The organism is Paenibacillus sp. ATY16 (genome assembly GCF_003399985.2).
Taxonomy (GTDB): Bacteria; Bacillota; Bacilli; order Paenibacillales; family Paenibacillaceae; genus Pristimantibacillus; species Pristimantibacillus glycanilyticus.
This window is the reverse complement of sequence record NZ_NMOK02000037.1, coordinates 88,038-107,567: the sequence shown is the minus strand read 5'-3', so window position 1 is coordinate 107,567 and position 19,530 is coordinate 88,038. Positions and strand designations below refer to the sequence as shown.

The following is a 19,530-nucleotide window of genomic DNA, read 5'->3' as shown; positions in this document are numbered from 1 at the left end:
ACTTGCTAGCAGCTATTTGCGCTTATTACGGTCGGGACTTGGCTTTTGTCCGGCCGGTTCTCGAACCGGATCGCTCATTCCTGTCGCCCGAGGCCTGATTCTTCTCGCCCAGATAGGCGCTCGAATAAGGATATCCTTCAGATTGGCCATCGTTATCGGGCCAAGCGGCGTCATATACGGAACGCCAAACGAACGGATCGAGGCGACATGCAATACGATGCATAGAAATCCGAGCACAATCCCGTAAAGACCAAGTGTTCCCGCTAAAAACAAGATCGGAAATCGCAGCAGCCGGATACCGCTCGAGAAATTAAAGCGAGGGATGGCAAATGTAGCGATACCCGTTATGGACACGATAATAACGACGGGAGCGGATATAATCCCCGCCTGCACGGCAGCCTGTCCGATAACTAATGCTCCTACGATACTGAGCGCTTGTCCGATCTGCTTGGGCAGACGAATGCCCGCTTCCCGCAGCGCTTCAAAGACAATCTCCATCGAGAGCGCCTCGAACATGGCTGGGAAAGGTACGGCCTCCCTGGAGGACGCAATACTCAGCACCAAATTTGTCGGAATCATTTCTTGATGAAAGGTTGTTATCGCCACGTATAAGGAAGGAGCAAAGATAGCGATGAAAATGAACAAGAAACGAATCCAACGGACAAAAGTAGCGATTGGCCACCGTATGTAATAGTCCTCGCTTGCTTGGAGTCCTGTCCAGAATGTCATGGGAACGATTAATACAAATGGGGTGTTATCCACAAGAATGGCTGCTTTTCCTTCCAAAAGCTCGGCAACTACGACGTCCGGGCGTTCGGTGCTATGGACTTGCGGAAAAGGCGAGTACGGCAAATCCTCGATAAATTCTTCAATGTAACCGGAATCGAGAACGCCGTCTATCTGAATTCGGGTTACCCTGCTGCGAACTTCTTCAATGAGAGAATCCTCGGCAATTCCAACGATATAAGTTATGACAACTTGCGTTTGCGTTAATTCACCGATTACGACGGACTCCATCTTTAGCCTTGCCGTTTTGAGTCTACCCCGTATCAAGCCGATGTTCGTTGCTATATTTTCAATAAATCCATCCCTAGGACCGCGGATAACCTGCTCCGAGGATGGCTCTTCGAGACTGCGATGTTTGACTCCGTTTGCCTTGACCAGCAAGGCCTGGCTGTCCGAATCCGTTAAGACGGCCGCGTAACCGTCCAATAGTTGACGAACAATCTCCTTCACATCGGAAGATAGCTTTGTCATTCCCGCGGAGATGATCGAGTTACCCAGAGCCTCCGCTCCGGAAGGTTTACGACCTTGCTCTTGCTCAATATCGCTCTCGAACAAAGCTTTCAGGATATGATCGTCAATCAGCTGTTCGTCGGCAAGACTCGCGAGATAGATAACAAGAGACTCTTGTCCGGAGTAACATACTTTGCGGAAAACCATATCGGAGCAGTTCTTGAATATGGCTTGGAACATCGCCTCGTTTTGATCCAAAGCAGAGGACAGATCGACATGCTCGTTATCCTCCGGAGATCCTTCAGCTATGAATGGATGCTTTGGTTTAGCCTGCATCCATTTCTTGAACCGTTTCACTCCAATGCCCCCTTCGCAGAACCTTCGTTTGGTTATATCTTCCCAATTATTGCCTCGTTTTATTCGATGACAAAAGACAAGAAACCATAAAGCTCTGCTCCATGGTTTCTTGTCTTTTGTCTTTCGCATAATAAATTAAGTTCGTGCGGCAAGTACCGCATGCTTGTTTCTGAACTGGCGATAAGCAGCCGAAAAACACATTAAAAAGCCTGTCGTAACAAACACGCCAACCGGAAATGCCCATGTCCCCCAATCAGGGACGATAAGCGGCATTAAGGAAACGCCGAAGGCAACAGGTACGGGAGTTTTGAACAGTTTGCAGAGAATGAAGGTAATGAGCACGTTTATTATTCCGACCCCTATAATGGAACCCGGCATTAAATGATAAACGCCAACGGATAGAATAGCCGTAACGGTCAATACGGATAAACGAGGCGATATCATCTTCCAATGGAACTTCTCCGTATGGAACAGCTCGAAAATGAGCGCAAATACAGGCGGAATGATGAGTACATTTAATTGGGTCGAAAAAGCCAGTCCAATCCATAGAGCCAGAATCAAGGTTATAATAACCGTATCCTTTACCTTGCGAACGTCACTCCCGGACAATTTGTTCGGATCTCTGAATTTAAAGGCGGCAGCCATAATCACAAAGGTAAAGATGGCTGTCGAGATTGCAAATGTATAATTGTGCAGCCCAAGAAAAATCGGCAATAGCGCTGCGGGAATCGTGGGTCCAAAGTTAACGCGGAATACATGCATCAAAATGACGATAAGAATTAATCCCAGCCAAATCTTGGGCAAAGGCGGCATCGACAAGAAGTTCATCGAAGTTCCGATAAAGGCGCCTATTGTTGGAGAAAGCCACAAATGAACGGGATTTTTAACCCAATGCGGTACCGGAAACACCATAACTCCCATAGCCATGCCGGCGATTTCGGGGAAAAGAATATCCCGCTGATGAGAAGCCACGGCAACCGCTAGCATTAGAAAAACTAATAGGTATGCCGATACAAAACGTCCGGATTTAAATGCCTCCCAAAACATCTCCATTCCTCTCCTTTTCAATATCGCTTGCTTTCGGATTCTCCAAGGCATAATTATTCCTTAATATCCGCCAGCTGTTTACATCCTATACTAGTTCGGAAAATCCACATCCGGCGGCGGCATTTGAATGAAGGAGCAAAGGGCTCGAGAATGTTTTTTGCCTCTTATCCATACATACTCTTGATCATATTTCTCCAATAATCCTCCACCGGTATATTTCTCATTCCGAATAACCATCACGTATTGACCGAAGAATAAGGCGTTATCAAAATGAACGTCAAATTGAAGGTTATTAGAATTCATTATATCCCATCCCTTTCGTTTGGCTCCTGCCTGTCCTGCAACCTCATTCTATGAAAGATATTAAGATTGATCAATATCGGTATTTCTATGAAAACGATAGATCACTTCAATCATTAACCACGGAGCATAGCCGTCATCCCCGTGCGGGTTAACTCTACAATGCCGTATGGCTTCAGCAGCGTAATAAAAGAATTTATTTTTTCTTGGTCTCCAACCACTTGGATCACTATATTTTCCGAGCCTATATCGACAATGGAAGCCCGGAAAGGTTCAACGATGCTTAATATTGCCGGATCAGCTTTATTAACGGAACTTACCTTGATGAGAGCCAGTTCGCGGTCAACCATCGGATAGGCGCTTAATTCAACGATTTGTACGACATCGATTAATTTATTTAATTGCTTTTTGACTTGCTCCAGCGTGTTGTCGTCACCGTAAGTCGCAATAATCATTCGTGACAGCTCCGGCGTCTCCGACTGGCCAACCGTAATGCTGTCAATATTGAAACCGCGACGACTAAATAAGCCCGTGACTCTCTGCAAAACACCTGGATGATTGTTTACCAGTACCGAAAACGTGCAGCGTTTCATGCTTCATCCCCCATAATCATCTCATCTATTGTCGAACCCGGGGTAACCATCGGATAGACATTCTCTTCCTGACTGATCGTAAAATCTATAACGACTGGACCGTCGATTTCCAGAGCCTTATTCCATACTTCAATAGCTTCCTCTTTATTCGTTGCTCTAAAGCCTCTGACACCGTAGGCCTCGGCCAGCTTTACAAAGTCCGGACTGCCGGATAGGTTCATGCTGCTAAACCGGTTATCATAAATGAGCTCTTGCCATTGCCGGATCATGCCCAGAACCTGATTATTCAATATAACGATCTTCACCGGAAGATTGTACAAGGCGCAAACCGCAAGCTCCTGCGCGCACATTTGAATACCGCCGTCACCGTTAACGGACACTACGAGCCGGTTCGGATTGCCGATCTGCGCCCCTATTGCCGAAGGCAGGCCAAAGCCCATCGTACCAAGTCCGCCTGAAGTTATGATCGAACGCGGATGCATATATTTGTAGAACTGGGCGGCCCACATCTGGTGTTGGCCGACATCCGTCGTAATAATCGCTTCGCCGCCGGTCGATTCGCTAATCATTTCGATAACGAATTGCGGTTTTAAAGTAACGTCCGAGTCGGTGTAACGAAGCGGAAAGCTGTTTTTATTATCTTTAATCTGTTCGAGCCATAATTCTGATTTGGCAGGGGCGGCAGTTAGGTTTGCTTGTTGAAGGACAGCTTTCACGTCGCCAATGCATGGAATCGCCGTCGACAAAATTTTGCTAATCTCTGCCGGATCAATATCGATATGCGCGATTGTTTTGGCCTTGGGAGCGAATCCGCTCGTTTTCATCGTTACCCGGTCATCGAAGCGTGCTCCGATACTGATGAGAAGATCGCAATTTTGCAAGGCTGTATTGGCCGTATAGGTTCCGTGCATGCCTGGCATGCCCATCCATAGCTCATGCCCGCTTGGAAAGCCGCCTAACCCGAGCAAAGTCGTAGTTACCGGTATCCGCGTTTTTTCAACAAAAGCAAGCAATTCTTTCGATGCATCCGAATAAATAACCCCTGCCCCCGCCAGTATGACAGGCCGTTCCGCTTGTTCAATCGCTTTGAGCAGCTTGTCAATCTGATTGGAATCAGGCTGTATATCCGGTTTATACCCTCGAATTTGGGGAGTATCTAACGAATATTGAAAAGTCGTCAATTTGCTTGTTACATCCTTGGTAATATCGATTAATACCGGGCCTCTTCGCCCCGTCGATGCAATATAAAAGGCTTCATGAATGATTCGTGGTAATTCTTCGATATCCCGAACTAAATAGCTGTGCTTCGTAATCGGCATTGTTATTCCGACAATGTCCGCTTCCTGAAACGCATCCGTACCGAGTAAGGACGAAGAGACATTACCTGTAATCACAACTAAAGGAACCGAATCCATATTAGCTGTTGCGATTCCTGTAACCAGATTTGTCGCGCCGGGTCCCGATGTCGCAAAACAGACGCCAACTTTACCCGTTGCGCGCGCATAACCGTCTGCGGCATGAATGGCGCCTTGCTCATGACGCACTAAAATAGATTTAAACTCCGGAATATCCAAAATCGCATCATATATATTTAAAATGCTGCCACCTGGATAGCCAAAAATACACTCTACCCCTTCAATCAGTAAACTTCTAAGTAAAACCTCCGAGCCTGTCACCCTATCATTCCTAAAAAGCTCGCCCATGACATTTATCCTCTCTCCACGCCTTTGGTGGTATCCTATAAGTTTACTAGCAGTACTCCTGTTGCCTGATTGTATGAGATTCAGAATCATTGATCAATATCGTCGTTTCTATCGTAACGATAGATAGAATTAATCATTATTTCGTTGAACAACAAAAAACCGCCCCTGAACAAGGGCGGTTCGATTTAAATAGATTAGACGGAAGGCTGCTGATCCCGGAACGCCTGCTTCACGCGGATTAAGGACGCCACATTACGCGTGGTAATGGATCGCACGCCCCATTCGGCGTATTGGCGCATGAGCTCTTCATCCTCAACGGTCCATGCGTATACGGGCATTCCAAGTCCCGCGGCATATTCCACAAACTCTTGCCGCAAGATTCCGTGATAAATATTCACTCCGGTGCAGGAAGCTTCGCGGGCATCCGCGCAGGTTTGAATCATCGCTTCCCGATATGGCAGGGTCTTAAACAATTCCACGTTAGTGTTAAGCAGCTTGCTCATTTCCGGCTGCAGCCGCTGCGCGAGAAGCGCCCGCTCCCGCTCGCAGCCGGAGAAGAAAGCCTGCTGCGACAGGCCGAATTTGCGGACCAGCGCCGCAACGGGCTCGATCGCCGCATCAACCTTCAAGTCCAAATTCACGATTTTACCGGAAGCTTGTACGAGGGGCAGAATATCTTCCAGCTTAAGGAGCGGCGGCACGGTACCTTTCTCCGACTCGGCATGCCATTCGGTCAGCTCCGCGTAACTTCTGTCCGCTATATTCACATTAAACCGTTCAACGGTAAACCATTCCTCATCATGCGCCAGCACGGGAATCCCGTCCCTGGTCACCCGTATATCCTCTTCCACCACGTCGGCGCCAAGCTCAAGCCCGATTTGGACCGATCGAAGCGTATGCGCTTCCGTGTTCATGCTGCCTGCATGAGCCGTAATCAGCGGAAAGCTTTGCGTCATTCCCGTCACACTCCTAATTACCGTCTTTCGTTCATCATAAGCTTATTCGGATTCCGCGTAAATCGCATTCGTAAAAGCAATCATCGTACGCATACCGCGTACGTTTCCTTTTAGCTCTGCCCGAACCCATTTTAATCCCTTACCGGTAATTCCGAAGCGATATTGCTCCTGCTCCGAGCTCGCCGGCTGCTCGCCAATAACGCCGAGGTTGCTCATCAGCGAGATCGAATATCGAGCTTCGGGAAATGCCCAATGGCCTGCCCTAACCTGAAAATCAATTCCCACAACAGCCTCGTAGCTATCGCTTCGTTCCTGCGCCTGCACGCAATCACCGATCGCGTAAACCATCCTTCCGGAACGCAGCTCCAGCATCACCAGCGGTCCCATTGTCACTGACGCTCTCCCTGCGGCAAGCGCACGGACGGCTTGTTCCGTTACGCTGCCTTCGCTTCCGTCAAGCTGCAAATACGTAACCGATAAGGGGTCGTTTGTCTGTTCCTGCGCATGCCAATCCCTTCCCGATGTTGCCGCAATCCGGAATCCGTCGTTCAACCGATCGGTCCATAGACGAAACGCGCGGGCATTATCCGTCTTAATCGACGGGAATGTACCCGACCATACCTCGATATAATCCAGCTGGTTCCAGTCTCGAATTTCAAACTCCCAGAAACAGCCCGTGCACATCGGATTACCGATGCGATAAGGATGCGCCATGCCGGCAATCCCGCCAAACGCATGAACCTGTTCAATCCCCTCGTGAATATCGCCCGGACCTGCGGGACGCCAGTCCACGAATTCCGTTAGACCAATCGTCACCATATGTCCGTAGAACGTCGTCCATTCCATGCCTGAAATAATGGTCAAGCCGGTCTCCTGCTCTACACTCTCCCTATCCTTCAAACCCGTCATCGTATTATGGTCGGTCAGAGCAACGCAATCAAAGCCAAGCGCCTTTGCTCCTTGCGCAAGCTCCGGCAAAGACTGCCTGCCGTCGCTATGATTCGTATGACTGTGCAGCTCGCATGCCATCCAGCGCATTTTATTAAGCCTCCTCATGATGAATTCGCAGGCGGTATCGGCAATGATCCGTTACAATCTCATGAAGACTTAACGTAACGCGCCACAGCCCTTCGCTCAATTCGCCGCTGACGAAACCCGGAGACGCATCCTCGCCTGCGATCAACAGCAGCTGCTTCGGATCATGCCGATGACCGGCTCCGCGGTGCCGCTTGGGGTCGTCGACCGAAACGGTAATCAGGTTTTTAAGAGGAAGAAACGATTCCCACTTTTCCAATAATCGAGCGCGCTGCGCCTGCTCCGTATACTTGTTGATGCCGGCCGCTATTAACGGATGAGCTTGCTCGCGGTCCTCGAGATTTTTAGGTTCGTAAGAGAAGCCGATCCAAAGCTTGCCTCCCTGCCGATCCAGATGAAAGCTGTAGGCAATATGCGTCTTGGAGCATACCGGAGTCACCTGGCCCTCCGCTTCGAGAACAAGACGTTTCATTAAGAACGCGCCCCCTCTTCCTTAATCATGCTGCGAATGTAGAAGTAGCCCATAAACGAGCAGAGCAGGAAGGTGAAGAATGCGAGTGCGGAAGCCTGCTCTTTTTCCTGAAACACGCCGAATATTTGCTCCATCGATACGCCAAGCATTTGCGGTGCGTTAGGTCCAAGCAGGAACGGCGCGGTAAACGAACCGATTACGCCCATAAATACGAAGGTTACCGCTACAAGCAGCGTTTTGTAGGTAAGCGGCACGATAAAACGGGTGAAAATGCGAAGCTTCCCCGCACCTACGTCTTTCGCGCTTTCCATTACAGAATCCGGTATAGCTGACAAGGCAGACCCAAGCAGCATCGTCGTGAAGGGAATGTTGAACCACAAATTAGCGATAATAATGCCTTTCATATCGAAAATAAGGCGCGGAATTCCGCTTCCGCCAAACAACAGCACCCACCGGGCTACCCAGCCGTGGTTGCCTAACAGCTGAATCAAGCCGTACGTCGCAATGACCGACGGAATAAACATCGGGATCATGTACATATTCCGAATCCAATTGACTAACTTGCCTTTGTTGAAGCGCATGTAAGCTGCCAGCGCATAACTAACGGTCAGCACGATGACGACCGATATAACCGTTACTTCCAGCGAAAATACGATATTGGAGCGCATAAGCTTGTCGGTGAACAAGAACTTGTAATTCGACAGGTCCATGCCGCCCTCTTTGTTGGTCAAGCTTTCTTTGAACGAGACCGCGATTGGGATGACGACCGTGAGGAACAGCAGCAGAAAAGAGGGGATGACCAGAAGCAAGCCCAGTATCCCCATTTTCACTTGTTTGTTCATCATTGCGCCGCTACGTCGCTTTGCCAGCGTTTGTTGATTTCATTGCCCAAATCGCCAATGTTGAAGGTCCGGAAGCCTTCAGCCACGCCTTTGAAGGAATCCTGAATGTCCTGCGGCATGTTCGACAGCTCGATGCCAGGGAACCCGTGCATCTTGGTCACCACAACCGCTTGCGCTTCCGGCGACAAGACGAAGTTCAGAAACTCGTTAACCGCGTCTTTCTTATCGGACAGCTTCGGTACCATCAAGTAGGTCGGGCCACCGTTGAAGCCCGGGGTAATTTGCGCGATTTTCGTCGAAGCCGGAAGCTGGCCGTTACCGATTTGCTCAAGCGCCATGTCCGACCATGCCGGGATCATGTCTACTTCGCCGCTGATGAGCAGATCCAGCGTGCCTTGGTTTTTCTTTGGATAAATGCCTTTACCGTAAACGTATTTGCCGAGTTCCTTCAGCGTATCGAATCCTTTGTCCCATTCCTTCTCAATGCTTGGGTCGGAATTATGAATCGCATCCTCCGGAAGCTTGTCGTATAGCGTTGTCGTCACAAACGAGCTGCCAGCGCCGCCCGTGGAAGGATCATTGTAAGCGAAGCGTTCCGGATTCGCTTTAATCCAAGCGAACAGCTCGTCCAGCGTCTTCGGAGGCGTCGGCACCTTCTCGCTGTTGTATGCGAGTACCACGGCGGACGAACGATACGGAATTGCCAGGTTGGATACGTCCTTCATCGTATTGGCGTCAACGGAAGCAAGGTTGCCGATTTTAGCCGGATCAAGCGTTTCCCACAGATCGTCCTTTTGCCCTTGGGTTACGTTGCTTAGCCCGTCCTCGTACAGATCGATTCCGCCGGAGCCTTTGCCTGCCTGCTTCGCAGCAAGAATGCGGTCATACGTCGGCTGCGCGCCTGTGCCGGATGGAATATACACCTCTTTAACCTTAATGTTTGGATGATCCTTTTCGAACATCGGTATAATCGTATCCCATAGATTTTTTACGTTCTCGGAGCCTGTAAAGTAAAAGCTGAATTCGACTTGCTGGGCAGACGGATCCGCCGAGGCGGTATTCGTCGCTCCGGCGTTTGTTCCGCCGGCATTGCCAGTATCCGAATTATTGGAGTTCCCGCAACCCGCGAGAAGAGCAGCGGTAACGGTTGTTGCAGTCAGTAAAGTAAAGGTGGATTTTTTGCTTAACATGCTTATTTGCCTCCTTGGCATTGAGGAATTTTTGTTCTCGTTCGAGATGCGATTTGCTTAAACTTCCGGATACGCAATGACTTTCTTGAAGCTGATGTAAACCTGGTCGCCTGAATTCAGCTCCTTCACGGCATCCCGCGGCTGAAACGCCCGAATGACGCCATATTCCGGTAATTGGATCGATACTTCGGCATAATGGCCTAGAACCATAATCTGTTTGACGATACCGGGCAAACCCTCTTGGCCATGACTTGACAGCATGACATCTTCAGGCCGGATTGCCAGCCATACCCCGCCGGACAACGATTTCGAATTTGGAAACCTCAGCTTTCCTACCATTACTTGACCTTCCGAAACCACCCCTTTCAAAAAGTTCATTTTGCCGATAAATTGGGCGACATACAGCGTGTTCGGATGATCGTAAATTTCTTGCGGCGATGCGATTTGCTCAATGTTCCCGTGATTCATAACGACGATCCGGTCGGAAATCGACAGCGCCTCTTCCTGGTCATGCGTAACGAATACCATCGTAAGGCCGGTCTCCGCCTGAATCTCCCGCAGCTCTTCACGCATCTCATGCCGAAGCTTCGCGTCCAGCGCCGAGAACGGCTCATCGAGCAATAAAACGGCGGGTTTCAAAAGCAGCGATCTGGCTAGAGCAATACGCTGCTGCTGACCGCCCGAAAGCTGGCCGGGGAATTTGTTTTCGGCATCCGGCAAACGTACGAGCTTCAACACGTCCGTAACTTGCTTACGGATTTCGGCTTTCTTCACCTTGCGTATTTTAAGGCCAAATGCCAGGTTATCGAAGACGGTCATATGCGGCCATAGATTGTAGCCTTGGAATACCATTGAGGTCGGACGTTTCTCCGGCGGCGATTTAAGTACGCTCTCCCCTTCGATGAGAATATCGCCGGAATCCGGCTCTAGAAATCCGCCGATGCTGCGCAGCACCGTCGTTTTGCCGCAGCCGGAAGGACCAAGCAGCGTAACGAGCTCACCTTTATGCACGTCAAGCGAGATCGAAGTAACCCCTTCGCCGGTGCGGTATCGTTTCGAAAGCTGCTGCACGGATAGCTGGATTTCCCGGCTGTCCCGAACCTGGTGATTTTCTTGCCTGCCCTGCTGACCTTGAATGCCTTGATTTTCTTGAACGCCTTGAATGCCTTGAACCATACCCGTAATAGCCTCCCTTGTCTTGCGATAAATGCCTTGTTACTTCAATGTGAACCCGCTGGACATGACATCCGCGCTAACGAAACGTTTGGCTGCGAGCAGCAGAATAATCGTTGGTGCCGTCAAAATGATGGAAAACACCGCGCCAGCAAAAGCGGGATAATCGCTGATAATCGAATACATGACGATCGGCATCGTTTTGTAATTCGGGATGCCAACCAGGAACGTGCCCTGCGCTTCGTCAAGCGAGTTAAGGAAAGTGAAGATGGAAGCGACGATGATGCCTGGCAGTGCCATCGGCAAGGTGATTTTAAGAAATACGCGGAACGGACCCGCTCCCACGTCTCTAGCCGATTCCTCCTGTGCTTGATGCACATTTCGGAAGGCGGCCGTCGGAATCCAAGTCATAAACATAAGCACGTTGATCATATGGATCAAGACAACGCCAAGCAGCGTATTCATGAGTCCAAGCTTGTAGAAGAGCACCGCGATCGAGACATACAGCCCCATCTTAGGGAAGGCATGGGTCAGCAGAAACGAGAACAGGAAGAATCGGCTGAACGGAAACCGGATGCGGGCGAACGCATAGGCTGCCGGGATGCACAATACAATTGACAACCCGGTTACAATCGCCGCGATCATAAAGGACAAGCCGATTGACTGTGGGATGTCCTCCTGCTTGAAGACGAAAGCCCACCATTTCATGGACCACTCCGTTGGCATAACGTCCGGATAACTCCATTTTCCGGTGAAAGCTAGAATAGCCAAGTTCAGAAGCGGTCCTAAAAAGAAGATGACAAAGATGACAAGCACGATAAATTCAATGATTTTCCTTGTTCCAAGTGCCTTGAAATACCAGCGCATGAAGAGTTATCGCTCCTTTCGGTATGGATCTATAGTGATCGGGTAGACTGTCTGACGATCAGCCGGGGCACCAGTTGGTTGGGATGCGCAACATTCTGTTCCTGCCGGATCAATTGATCGAGGAGCCGAACGGATTGCGTACCCATATCCCCGGTATCCACCTTGACCGTCGTCAAGGATGGCGAGAACATTGCCGCGAAATCAACGTCATCGAATCCTACCACCGACATTTGCTCGGGAATCCGGACCGATTGCTCCAGCAAAAATTTCATCGCGCCCATGGCAAGCATGTCATTGGTGGCGAAGAGCGCCGTATACCCACCCTCCCGGAATTGCTCCCACTCCCGGCTCATAATCTCGTATCCTTCTGCAAAGGTCGAAGTAGCCGCTGATTGGATTGCCGCATAGGCTTCTTGGATACCAGCCTGCCTGATAGAAGTCATAAATCCCTTTAGGCGCAAATGATGACTGCGATGACTTTGCGGCCCCGCGACAACGAATATTCGCTCATGCCCGGTCTGCGTCAAGAACTCGGCGACCATTCTGCCGCCTTCCTCATCCTGGTTGACGATATGGATAACGCCATCCACATCCGTCGAACCGTTCACCATAACGAATGGGATACCGAAGCTCGTTATGTGATCAATCACGTTCTGTTGGAGCCGGCTGATGAGAATAAGCCCGTCCACCCGCTTCTCGATCATAAAGTCGGCCGAACGATACGACATATCGGGATCCGTTGTAACGAATATCGAATAATTCAACCGTGCCGCTTCCAACAAGACGGCATCGACGATTTTCCCGTAGAAGGGATGCGAGGCTATCGGAAGTTCTCTTCTATACAAGAGCACCCCGATGTTATGTGTTCTTTGCGATACCATAGCCCTAGCGACAGCATTGGGTTTATATTGCAATTCCTCGACTAAACCAAGAACCTTGTCGCGCGCTTCCGGACTGGAATAACCATTCCCGGAAATAATCCGCGAAACGGTAGATTTGGATACCCCGGCGCGCCGGGCGATTTCTTTGATGGTCGGATTGTCCACGGTGCACTCCCTTTCATAGCTGTGAGACCGTTCCCATATGGGATCGTTCCCATACGTATAGATTAAGGAGCGGATGTTTCTTCTGCGTTAAACCGAGCCTAAGGAATTGTAAATCCAGCGCTAAAAATATCCAGAAAAATGGAAAACCACCGAATCATGTCATGATTTCGGTGGTTTTGTGTAAAATGTAAATTTTTCGGGACTTAATTATATGTCCATCCCTTGGACAAATTCATTTTATATTTTCGTAGCTTGATAAACCAACTTCTGATTGCCGTTTGAAGGTTTTTTCCCATCCACAAAATCAGCGCAAACCGTTACGTCAGAGAAACCAATACCCTCTAGAATCAATTTGAACTCTTCTACCCCGTACCAGCGCATGGCAAAACGTTGTAATTCCGTTTGGATCAATACCCCTTTTCACCACTTTTCATATTTCAAATAGCTGACACGGTACTGATTGAAGAACAAATCAACTTCCGCATTCTTGCCTTCCATCGTAATGAGATCACCATTTGGCAAGTGATAAGTTGCCATACCGTCCCAACGCCCTAATTCCGAACTGTTGTAATTGTTGTCAGGCAAAAACAGATCAAGGATCAACCTTCCGCCTGGTTCCAAATGTTCATAAAGCCGATTTAATACCTGTATCGACTCCTCCCGTTGTTCAATCAACAAAAACGAGCCCCCAGGTATAATGATCGCTTCATAGCGATAATACTCTATATCTCCGCTGAAGGATTGCCCGACTTTTTTAGTAAGGTCATAGACCTCTGTGCAAAGTTCACCATAATAGCTGAAAGACATATGTACTTTTTCCTCCGAGGATATGGATTTTTCGGAAATAAGTGCGTCATTAAATACCATATTAGTCGGGAGGAAAATTCTGGACAATGGATTTTTTTCTTTTAACTCAACTGTCCATATAACCTTCGTATATTTTTTTGGCCAACTCGTCAACTTCACAGAGTTTTTCGTTTTCAGTAGGGGCTATAGCTATTCTTAGTAAATCTGGAGCGATTGCTTTTTTTACTTCAGGCGATAAACGCGGTATAAGAAATTGAATGCATGAAAATTGCCAAGTATCATCACCACTGTTAAGTATCATTCTTATTTGAGGAATGATGTCCTCTGGTTTAAAACCAGCTAAAATGATGCAAAGTTCTTCTGCAATAGGCCAGTTAATGTCTTGAATCCATTCGAACAGCTCACCGATTATCGGCTTCAGATTGATTATTAACGGATCAATTGCTTTTAACTTTACTATGGCTTCCTCGTCGAATTTATCTTTTGGTACCAGTTCATTTATGGAGTACACGTTTCCACTCCTCTATCCGATTTCTCTATAGATGATTTCTACTGCTGTTTTATTGTTAGGAACTTAAAAACCAAGCAGCAAAAGACTTCGACATGCAGCTCCTGACTCTTCATATATATCCGTACTTACATTTAATTCATTATATTCAGGGCTTTCGTTTTTTATGGACAGGATGTCCGATGCTTTCAAGACATCGAAAAATCATTCTTATGATTACTCGAATATACCTTTTTCTTCTCGCCCCAGCTCGAAGTACGCGTCAAAGTGATTGGTTTCCTTCTATACCCCTTACCTCCTTGCTATCGATAGTGACATACTATAATTTCAACTTCCGTATCTTCAAAAACTTCCGTTATAATTTCTCTTACTTTTCCCCATTGAAGCTTATCAAGCCCGCATCCTATCTGCGGCATAGCAAGCTTGGTTATTCCTTCAGCTAAGCACAGCTCTTTCATTGATACAACAGCCTGGGTAAGAGATTCGTATGTGGGTTTATGCCAGTATTTCGATTTGGTAATTAGATTCAGAGCTCTTCCCACTCTATAGCATTTCCCTATTTCTAATGGACTCTTGTTTGCCATATCTTGAAGAGATTTAAGCTTAAACCGTTTTCTGAACTCAACTGCAATTCCTGCACCCATTTTTGCATCCGCAGAAATGCAATGCGCTAAGTAATAATCCTCCGTCATAGTGAACAGGTCTTTCTTTATTTCTCTAAAATCCACAATATGCCTTCTTCCTTATAATGAATTCAACTCGGAACCTCAATCATATAACCTCTGGCTTAATTCCCAATCCCAGCCACATCTATGTTACCACATACTGGAACAGGACTTATTTTTATTTCAATAAAAAGGGCAGCTGATCCTCTGATGTGATGATCAACTGCCATTTCCACTCTATTTCCTAGCTTTTCAAATACCTAGCTGCTTCTTTAATACGAGCAGTTGCTTATACTCTTCATCAAGCTGCGCATACCGGATGTCGGTTGGCTTCAGCATGCTTAGTTCCGCAAGTACAAAAACGATTCGATTCGCAATAACCAGCTTTTCCTCCTCCAATTGCTGTTCGTTCTTGTCTCCTGAACCAAGGATACTCTGTGTCCGCTCGCGAAACGCTTCGTAGCCGGATTCAATCCGCTTTATATTGCCATCTTCAAAAACAAGCAGCTTCGTGCAGATTTTATCCATCAGATATCTGTCATGCGAGACTACGATAAGCGTTCCGCGATACTCCGATAATGTCTCTTCCAGCTGCTCGCGGCTTGCCAGATCGAGATGGTTCGTTGGCTCATCCAATATGAGCAAATCTTGCTCGCGCATCATTAGCAGCGATAGCTTGATCCGCGTGCGTTCGCCAAGACTTAGCTGAGCGATCGGCTTTTCCAGCATAGACGCATCGAACCCCATGTTGGCCAGCAATGTCCGTGCTTTCCCAATATCGCTCCGGATTTCATGGCTCTCCTGTAAAAGCTCGAGAACGGTTTGCTGCTGATTAAGATCCGATACATCCTGCGTTAAATACGCAACCTTTGCAGTCGGACTAATCCATAGCTGACCGGAGTCTACCGATTTTTTGCCCAACAGCATCTGAATAAGCGTCGTTTTTCCGCAGCCGTTAGGACCAAGCAAACCGATTTTCTCCCCGCGTTGCAAATAAAAGGAGCTATTCTTAAACAAGGAGCGGCTGCCATACGACTTGCTAATCTGCTGCGCTTCCACGATTCGCCGGCCGCGTTTGTCTGGGTGATCCCAGCCGAAGAATACCTTTGCTTCCTCATTAGGCTTCTTCACGCCTTCTATCTCAATCTTTTCCAGGCGATGAATGCGGGATTTAATTTGCTTATCCATGCTTTTGGCTTTGCTGCGATAGAATTCCTTCACGCCTGCACGCATCTCAGCCATTTTCCCAACTTTACCGGCTTCGCGATGCGCTTTCTCGGACCAGCTTTTCAACCGCTTGATTTCCGCTTCAATCTTCTGCTCGTATTTCTGCTGTTCTTCATACTGATGCAGTTGACTCTGAAAGCGGCGGGACTTCTCCTCCCGATAGAACGTGTAATTGCCAGGGAATGACGTCGAAACGCCATCTTGCAGCTCGATAATCCGGTCCACCGTTTGATCGAGAAAATAACGGTCATGCGATATTACAATTGTTGTGCCGTTATACCGCCGTAGCTCTTGAACGAGACAATCGACGCCTTCAAAATCCAAATGATTCGTCGGTTCGTCGAGCAGAAGAATATCCGGTTTGGAGGACAAAATATGGGCAATCGCCAATTTCGTCTTCTCTCCCCCGCTTAATCCCGCTAAACGCGCTCCGTCCCACTCTTTCACCTTTTGCAAGCCGAAATGGCTCGTAGTCTTTAGAAACTGCTCGGTTTCATGGGACCCATCGGAATGGTCCATCATGTTGCTGAAGGTATTAACGGTATACGAGGTCGATTGCAGCAAATAACCGATTCGAAGTTGATCCTTATGGAAAGTGACCTTACCGTTGTCAGGTAGAATCGTTCCAAATATGAGATTGGCGAGCGTTGTTTTGCCTGCCCCGTTCATCCCGACCAAGCCAATCCGCTCTCGGGATGCCAGATCGGCGTCTACGTTCACGAGCACATTCGTGTCGCCGAAGCTTTTTTTAATTCCGCGTAAGGTTAATATTGTCATTCCAATCACCGCTTCAAGTTTAGTTGAACAACTGACAAGGGTTATGATTGTCGAAGACAAAAAAACCGCAGGGCGCGCCTGCGGCTAAGGATATGCGGATATAGAAATAGCGTGAAAACACCCTAAATAGACGCCAATAAATGGCATTCACCAAGGTGGTAGGAGTACTCTCCAATAGACACACGTATCCTAATCCGCTCCGCGCATAGGCTGAGCTCTTATCGCTTATCGTCATTTTCGAAAATCATGATCGACAGGAAATTAGGTCCACATGATGTCTAATTAGATACCTCCAATAACTTTCAAGTTAACCCATTATAGCATGATAACCTCTCACTCGCATTCCTTTATTTGGAAAATAAAAAAAGGGGCATGAATCCGACATGGGATTATGAAAAGCAATTGCAATTATGGAATGGTCGTTTCAAAAAATGCAAGGTCAATCATTAGATCTTGAAGCTGTTTTAGGTGAACTTCGGATATATGCTCCAAGAGATTGAGACCTTTGTCCGTTAGAGAAATTAGAGTACTTCTCGCATCATCCGGATTTCGCCGGCGCTTTATTAGTCCGGACTTCTGACAGCGGGATACTAATCCGACGCAAGCATGATGCGTTATTTGCAATTTCTCTGCTGCCTCCGAAATAGTCGCGTAATCACGACCGGGGTAACCTTGTATGGCTAGAAGCAGTTGGTGTTGCTGAGGAGTTAAACCCACTTCCTTTGCAACGCTTTCACTAAAATGCATAAATACCCGTAACTTGTATCTGAAGCTAGCCAATCGCTCGTACAAGGATTTTGTAACAACCGGATTTGACATTAATACATGCTCCTCTACATATTTATATCGTAATACGATACATTTTCTAAAAGGATAAGCCTGTAGTCAATGAAGGCATTTGGAATCAATTTTAGATTGGGGATGAGTTTATGAAAGCAATGGAAATTTTCAAATCCATTTCGATCGGAATATTGATTGCTGTATTTGCTCTTGGTCTTTTACCATTCTTAGTCGTATTTAGTTTAGCAGATATGTACGGTATCACGGAGAATTACGAATGGCTGGAGACATCGTCACTATTGTTCATGTTTCCGAGAAAGAAAAAAGATGAGGAAGAATAGTTGTTAAGCCTTATTTAGAGAAAGCCTTCTCTCTATATATAATATGCCTGACGTTATTTCAGTAATATAGATTAATAAGGCGCATACGCCACCAGCTTTGGTATTGGTAGTTTTTACATCTTAATCTACATTCCCGTCTTTGTTAAAGTGGATAGGACATGTGAAGACGAAGACAGGAGCTTACTTAAATATGAACCTTCTTTCCAAAGCCATCATCGGTTTGCTCGGAGCAACAACGATTGCGGGCGCGATTTATGGCTATAAAGAACATCAGCACTCTAGGCAATGGGAACAGCAACAGTATCGAAACATCTTGTATTTGGTTCAAATGCAATCCATGTACTTGAACGGTTTTGACTATTCACTTGCGGAGGCACTTGCAGCCAACTCTCCTAGCAAGCGTCAAGAGGCAATAGAGGAAGCCATTCACGACTCAGACCTCATCAAAAGCGTACTTACCAACGGATCTGCGATGATCAACTTCCAAGGGTTATATTGGCCAGCCTACGAATCATTTGCGATCGATAGCAGTCGATACCTGCCCTATCCTGCCAGCGAGAAAGGACCGGCGCTCCTCTCGGATCAATTAGAACAAATTAGTCGGATGCGTAAATATGCCCGCACTGCGATGCCCTACATAGATCGAATGAAAGCAAATGGCATCTCTCTCGCCGAAATTCAACGTATCTCGTTAGAGATGGAGACGGCACTCAGTCAACTCAATGGGATTTCAATTTACGGCAATAAAGATTTCAATGACTTCCAGTACAATCTGAATCCTTACACGCCGTCGAAGAAAGGGACTGTGTTTGCAGGCGAGCCAACCTATAAAGCAACGGAACTGGCGGCTAAAGCCAAAATCTTCATGGGCGATAGCTGGGACAAGGGCCCCGGCAAACAATTCGTTCATATGATATCAGGCGGTAGCAGCCCCGATTTGGGAGAGGTCATGGACTTTACGTTATCGGATGCCAACGGAAAAAGGACCAGCCCGTATATCGTTACGCTAAGCAAAAGCGGACACGTCATTCGGGTGACGCGCAGCGACATGCAGAAAGAAATTTCTACGCAGACGGTAGACATGAAACAAGCCGTTGCTCTCGCAGACGAATGGATGAAACGTTGGTCCGATGACCGCCTGACACTCGTAACGAAAGAGAAATCGACTACCTCGATTCAACTCGTGTATATTCCAGTCCGAGAGCAAGTCCCTATTACGCAAATGAAGGTTGTATGGAAATTCGATGCGCAAACGGGCGATCTGATGAAATTTGATGCATCCAACTATTTCAGCGATTACAATAAAAGTTTTCCTCTTCATCCCAAGCTTACAGCGGAGCAAGCTGCCGCGGCAATCAGTCCGAACTTGCGAGCGACCGGCTCGCCTATACTCGAAATTCACGAGAGCAAGCTCGTGTATAAAATACCCGTGTCTGGCGTAGAGGGCATTGCGCTAGTATACATCAATTCACTTACTGGCGGCACGGAAAATATCGCTTATACTCCGTAAGTCAAGCATTCATAAAATACTGTAGTCTATTCTCAGTTCAACATTATAAACACCTCTGTGCGCCAACCGGAATAAGCTTAACGATAGGCATCTATCCC

19 protein-coding genes and 1 pseudogene are annotated in these 19,530 nt (G+C 47.6%); 2 read left to right on the top strand and 18 right to left on the bottom strand.

The genetic code is table 11. The features are described 5' to 3' along the window. Positions 1-12 precede the first annotated feature (12 nt). From CFI03_RS20815 to CFI03_RS20730, 18 genes and pseudogenes are all read right to left on the bottom strand, one after another. Positions 13-1,593 (bottom strand): spore germination protein, encoded by a 1,581-nt coding sequence (locus CFI03_RS20815; RefSeq protein WP_248759213.1) that lies wholly within the window; start codon positions 1,591-1,593, stop codon positions 13-15. 135 nt (positions 1,594-1,728) lie between these two features. After that, a complete protein-coding gene (locus CFI03_RS20810; protein ID WP_248759210.1) occupies positions 1,729-2,640 on the bottom strand; it encodes a hypothetical protein in 912 nt (303 codons plus the stop codon). A gap of 90 nt (positions 2,641-2,730) precedes the next feature. Further along, positions 2,731-2,943, bottom strand: coding sequence for a hypothetical protein (locus CFI03_RS20805; protein ID WP_248759208.1), 213 nt, complete (start codon positions 2,941-2,943; stop codon positions 2,731-2,733). A 113-nt stretch (positions 2,944-3,056) separates the two neighbouring features. Then, positions 3,057-3,533, bottom strand: a complete 477-nt coding sequence (ilvN, locus tag CFI03_RS20800) for an acetolactate synthase small subunit (RefSeq protein ID WP_248759207.1) — start codon at positions 3,531-3,533, stop codon at positions 3,057-3,059. Beyond that, positions 3,530-5,236, bottom strand: coding sequence for a biosynthetic-type acetolactate synthase large subunit (gene ilvB, locus CFI03_RS20795; RefSeq protein ID WP_248759204.1), 1,707 nt, complete (start codon positions 5,234-5,236; stop codon positions 3,530-3,532). The genes ilvN and ilvB overlap by 4 nt, the downstream gene beginning before the upstream one ends. A gap of 194 nt (positions 5,237-5,430) precedes the next feature. Continuing rightward, complete coding sequence (locus CFI03_RS20790; protein WP_248759199.1) at positions 5,431-6,192, bottom strand: glycerophosphodiester phosphodiesterase; 762 nt, start codon at positions 6,190-6,192, stop codon at positions 5,431-5,433. A 42-nt stretch (positions 6,193-6,234) separates the two neighbouring features. Further along, on the bottom strand, positions 6,235-7,230 hold the full coding sequence (locus CFI03_RS20785; protein ID WP_248759198.1) for a CehA/McbA family metallohydrolase: 996 nt from the start codon (positions 7,228-7,230) through the stop codon (positions 6,235-6,237). Positions 7,231-7,234: 4 nt separating this feature from the next. Beyond that, positions 7,235-7,699 carry a hypothetical protein gene (locus tag CFI03_RS20780; protein ID WP_248759192.1) on the bottom strand — a complete coding sequence of 155 codons (465 nt, stop codon included), beginning with the start codon at positions 7,697-7,699 and terminating at the stop codon, positions 7,235-7,237. Beyond that, the gene (locus tag CFI03_RS20775) at positions 7,699-8,541 is read right to left on the bottom strand and encodes an ABC transporter permease (RefSeq protein WP_248760085.1); all 843 of its coding nucleotides are present in this window, start codon (positions 8,539-8,541) and stop codon (positions 7,699-7,701) included. Before CFI03_RS20775 ends, CFI03_RS20780 begins: the two co-directional genes overlap by 1 nt. Continuing rightward, positions 8,541-9,731 carry an extracellular solute-binding protein gene (locus CFI03_RS20770; protein ID WP_248759190.1) on the bottom strand — a complete coding sequence of 397 codons (1,191 nt, stop codon included), beginning with the start codon at positions 9,729-9,731 and terminating at the stop codon, positions 8,541-8,543. The genes CFI03_RS20775 and CFI03_RS20770 overlap by 1 nt, the downstream gene beginning before the upstream one ends. Before the next feature lie 57 nt (positions 9,732-9,788). After that, positions 9,789-10,814, bottom strand: coding sequence for an ABC transporter ATP-binding protein (locus CFI03_RS20765; protein ID WP_248760083.1), 1,026 nt, complete (start codon positions 10,812-10,814; stop codon positions 9,789-9,791). Positions 10,815-10,946: 132 nt separating this feature from the next. Beyond that, positions 10,947-11,771 carry an ABC transporter permease gene (locus tag CFI03_RS20760; RefSeq protein WP_127492115.1) on the bottom strand — a complete coding sequence of 275 codons (825 nt, stop codon included), beginning with the start codon at positions 11,769-11,771 and terminating at the stop codon, positions 10,947-10,949. 29 nt (positions 11,772-11,800) lie between these two features. Next, on the bottom strand, positions 11,801-12,817 hold the full coding sequence (locus CFI03_RS20755) for a LacI family DNA-binding transcriptional regulator (protein ID WP_248759188.1): 1,017 nt from the start codon (positions 12,815-12,817) through the stop codon (positions 11,801-11,803). A gap of 237 nt (positions 12,818-13,054) precedes the next feature. Continuing rightward, a pseudogene (locus tag CFI03_RS20750) lies at positions 13,055-13,624 on the bottom strand (hypothetical protein). 106 nt (positions 13,625-13,730) lie between these two features. Beyond that, complete coding sequence (locus tag CFI03_RS20745) at positions 13,731-14,135, bottom strand: DUF5071 domain-containing protein (protein WP_248759186.1); 405 nt, start codon at positions 14,133-14,135, stop codon at positions 13,731-13,733. Positions 14,136-14,434: 299 nt separating this feature from the next. Beyond that, positions 14,435-14,860 carry a macro domain-containing protein gene (locus CFI03_RS20740; RefSeq protein WP_248759184.1) on the bottom strand — a complete coding sequence of 142 codons (426 nt, stop codon included), beginning with the start codon at positions 14,858-14,860 and terminating at the stop codon, positions 14,435-14,437. 189 nt (positions 14,861-15,049) lie between these two features. Next, the gene (abc-f, locus tag CFI03_RS20735; RefSeq protein WP_248759183.1) at positions 15,050-16,801 is read right to left on the bottom strand and encodes a ribosomal protection-like ABC-F family protein; all 1,752 of its coding nucleotides are present in this window, start codon (positions 16,799-16,801) and stop codon (positions 15,050-15,052) included. Between the two features lie 408 nt (positions 16,802-17,209). Continuing rightward, positions 17,210-17,620: a MarR family winged helix-turn-helix transcriptional regulator gene (locus CFI03_RS20730; RefSeq protein ID WP_248759182.1), complete on the bottom strand. Its 411-nt coding sequence runs from the start codon at positions 17,618-17,620 to the stop codon at positions 17,210-17,212. Positions 17,621-17,730: 110 nt separating this feature from the next. On the opposite strand from CFI03_RS20730, the gene CFI03_RS20725 reads away from it, so the two are divergent. Further along, positions 17,731-17,922 carry a hypothetical protein gene (locus CFI03_RS20725; RefSeq protein ID WP_248759179.1) on the top strand — a complete coding sequence of 64 codons (192 nt, stop codon included), beginning with the start codon at positions 17,731-17,733 and terminating at the stop codon, positions 17,920-17,922. Positions 17,923-18,082: 160 nt separating this feature from the next. Next, positions 18,083-19,432, top strand: a complete 1,350-nt coding sequence (locus CFI03_RS20720) for a hypothetical protein (protein WP_248759177.1) — start codon at positions 18,083-18,085, stop codon at positions 19,430-19,432. The last annotated feature ends 98 nt before the right edge of the window (positions 19,433-19,530 follow it).

Bases quoted from the DNA above. Each gene is read 5' to 3' on its own strand.
- CFI03_RS20760 (WP_127492115.1), bottom strand. From the start codon at position 11,771: ATGCGCTGGTATTTCAAGGCACTTGGAACAAGGAAAATCATTGAATTT.
- CFI03_RS20805 (WP_248759208.1), bottom strand. From the start codon at position 2,943: ATGAATTCTAATAACCTTCAATTTGACGTTCATTTTGATAACGCCTTA.
- ilvN (WP_248759207.1), bottom strand. From the start codon at position 3,533: ATGAAACGCTGCACGTTTTCGGTACTGGTAAACAATCATCCAGGTGTT.
- abc-f (WP_248759183.1), bottom strand. From the start codon at position 16,801: ATGACAATATTAACCTTACGCGGAATTAAAAAAAGCTTCGGCGACACG.
- ilvB (WP_248759204.1), bottom strand. From the start codon at position 5,236: ATGGGCGAGCTTTTTAGGAATGATAGGGTGACAGGCTCGGAGGTTTTA.
- CFI03_RS20810 (WP_248759210.1), bottom strand. From the start codon at position 2,640: ATGTTTTGGGAGGCATTTAAATCCGGACGTTTTGTATCGGCATACCTA.
- CFI03_RS20775 (WP_248760085.1), bottom strand. From the start codon at position 8,541: ATGAACAAACAAGTGAAAATGGGGATACTGGGCTTGCTTCTGGTCATC.
- CFI03_RS20785 (WP_248759198.1), bottom strand. From the start codon at position 7,230: ATGCGCTGGATGGCATGCGAGCTGCACAGTCATACGAATCATAGCGAC.
- CFI03_RS20725 (WP_248759179.1), top strand. From the start codon at position 17,731: ATGAAAGCAATGGAAATTTTCAAATCCATTTCGATCGGAATATTGATT.
- CFI03_RS20790 (WP_248759199.1), bottom strand. From the start codon at position 6,192: ATGACGCAAAGCTTTCCGCTGATTACGGCTCATGCAGGCAGCATGAAC.
- CFI03_RS20780 (WP_248759192.1), bottom strand. From the start codon at position 7,699: ATGAAACGTCTTGTTCTCGAAGCGGAGGGCCAGGTGACTCCGGTATGC.
- CFI03_RS20730 (WP_248759182.1), bottom strand. From the start codon at position 17,620: ATGTCAAATCCGGTTGTTACAAAATCCTTGTACGAGCGATTGGCTAGC.
- CFI03_RS20770 (WP_248759190.1), bottom strand. From the start codon at position 9,731: ATGTTAAGCAAAAAATCCACCTTTACTTTACTGACTGCAACAACCGTT.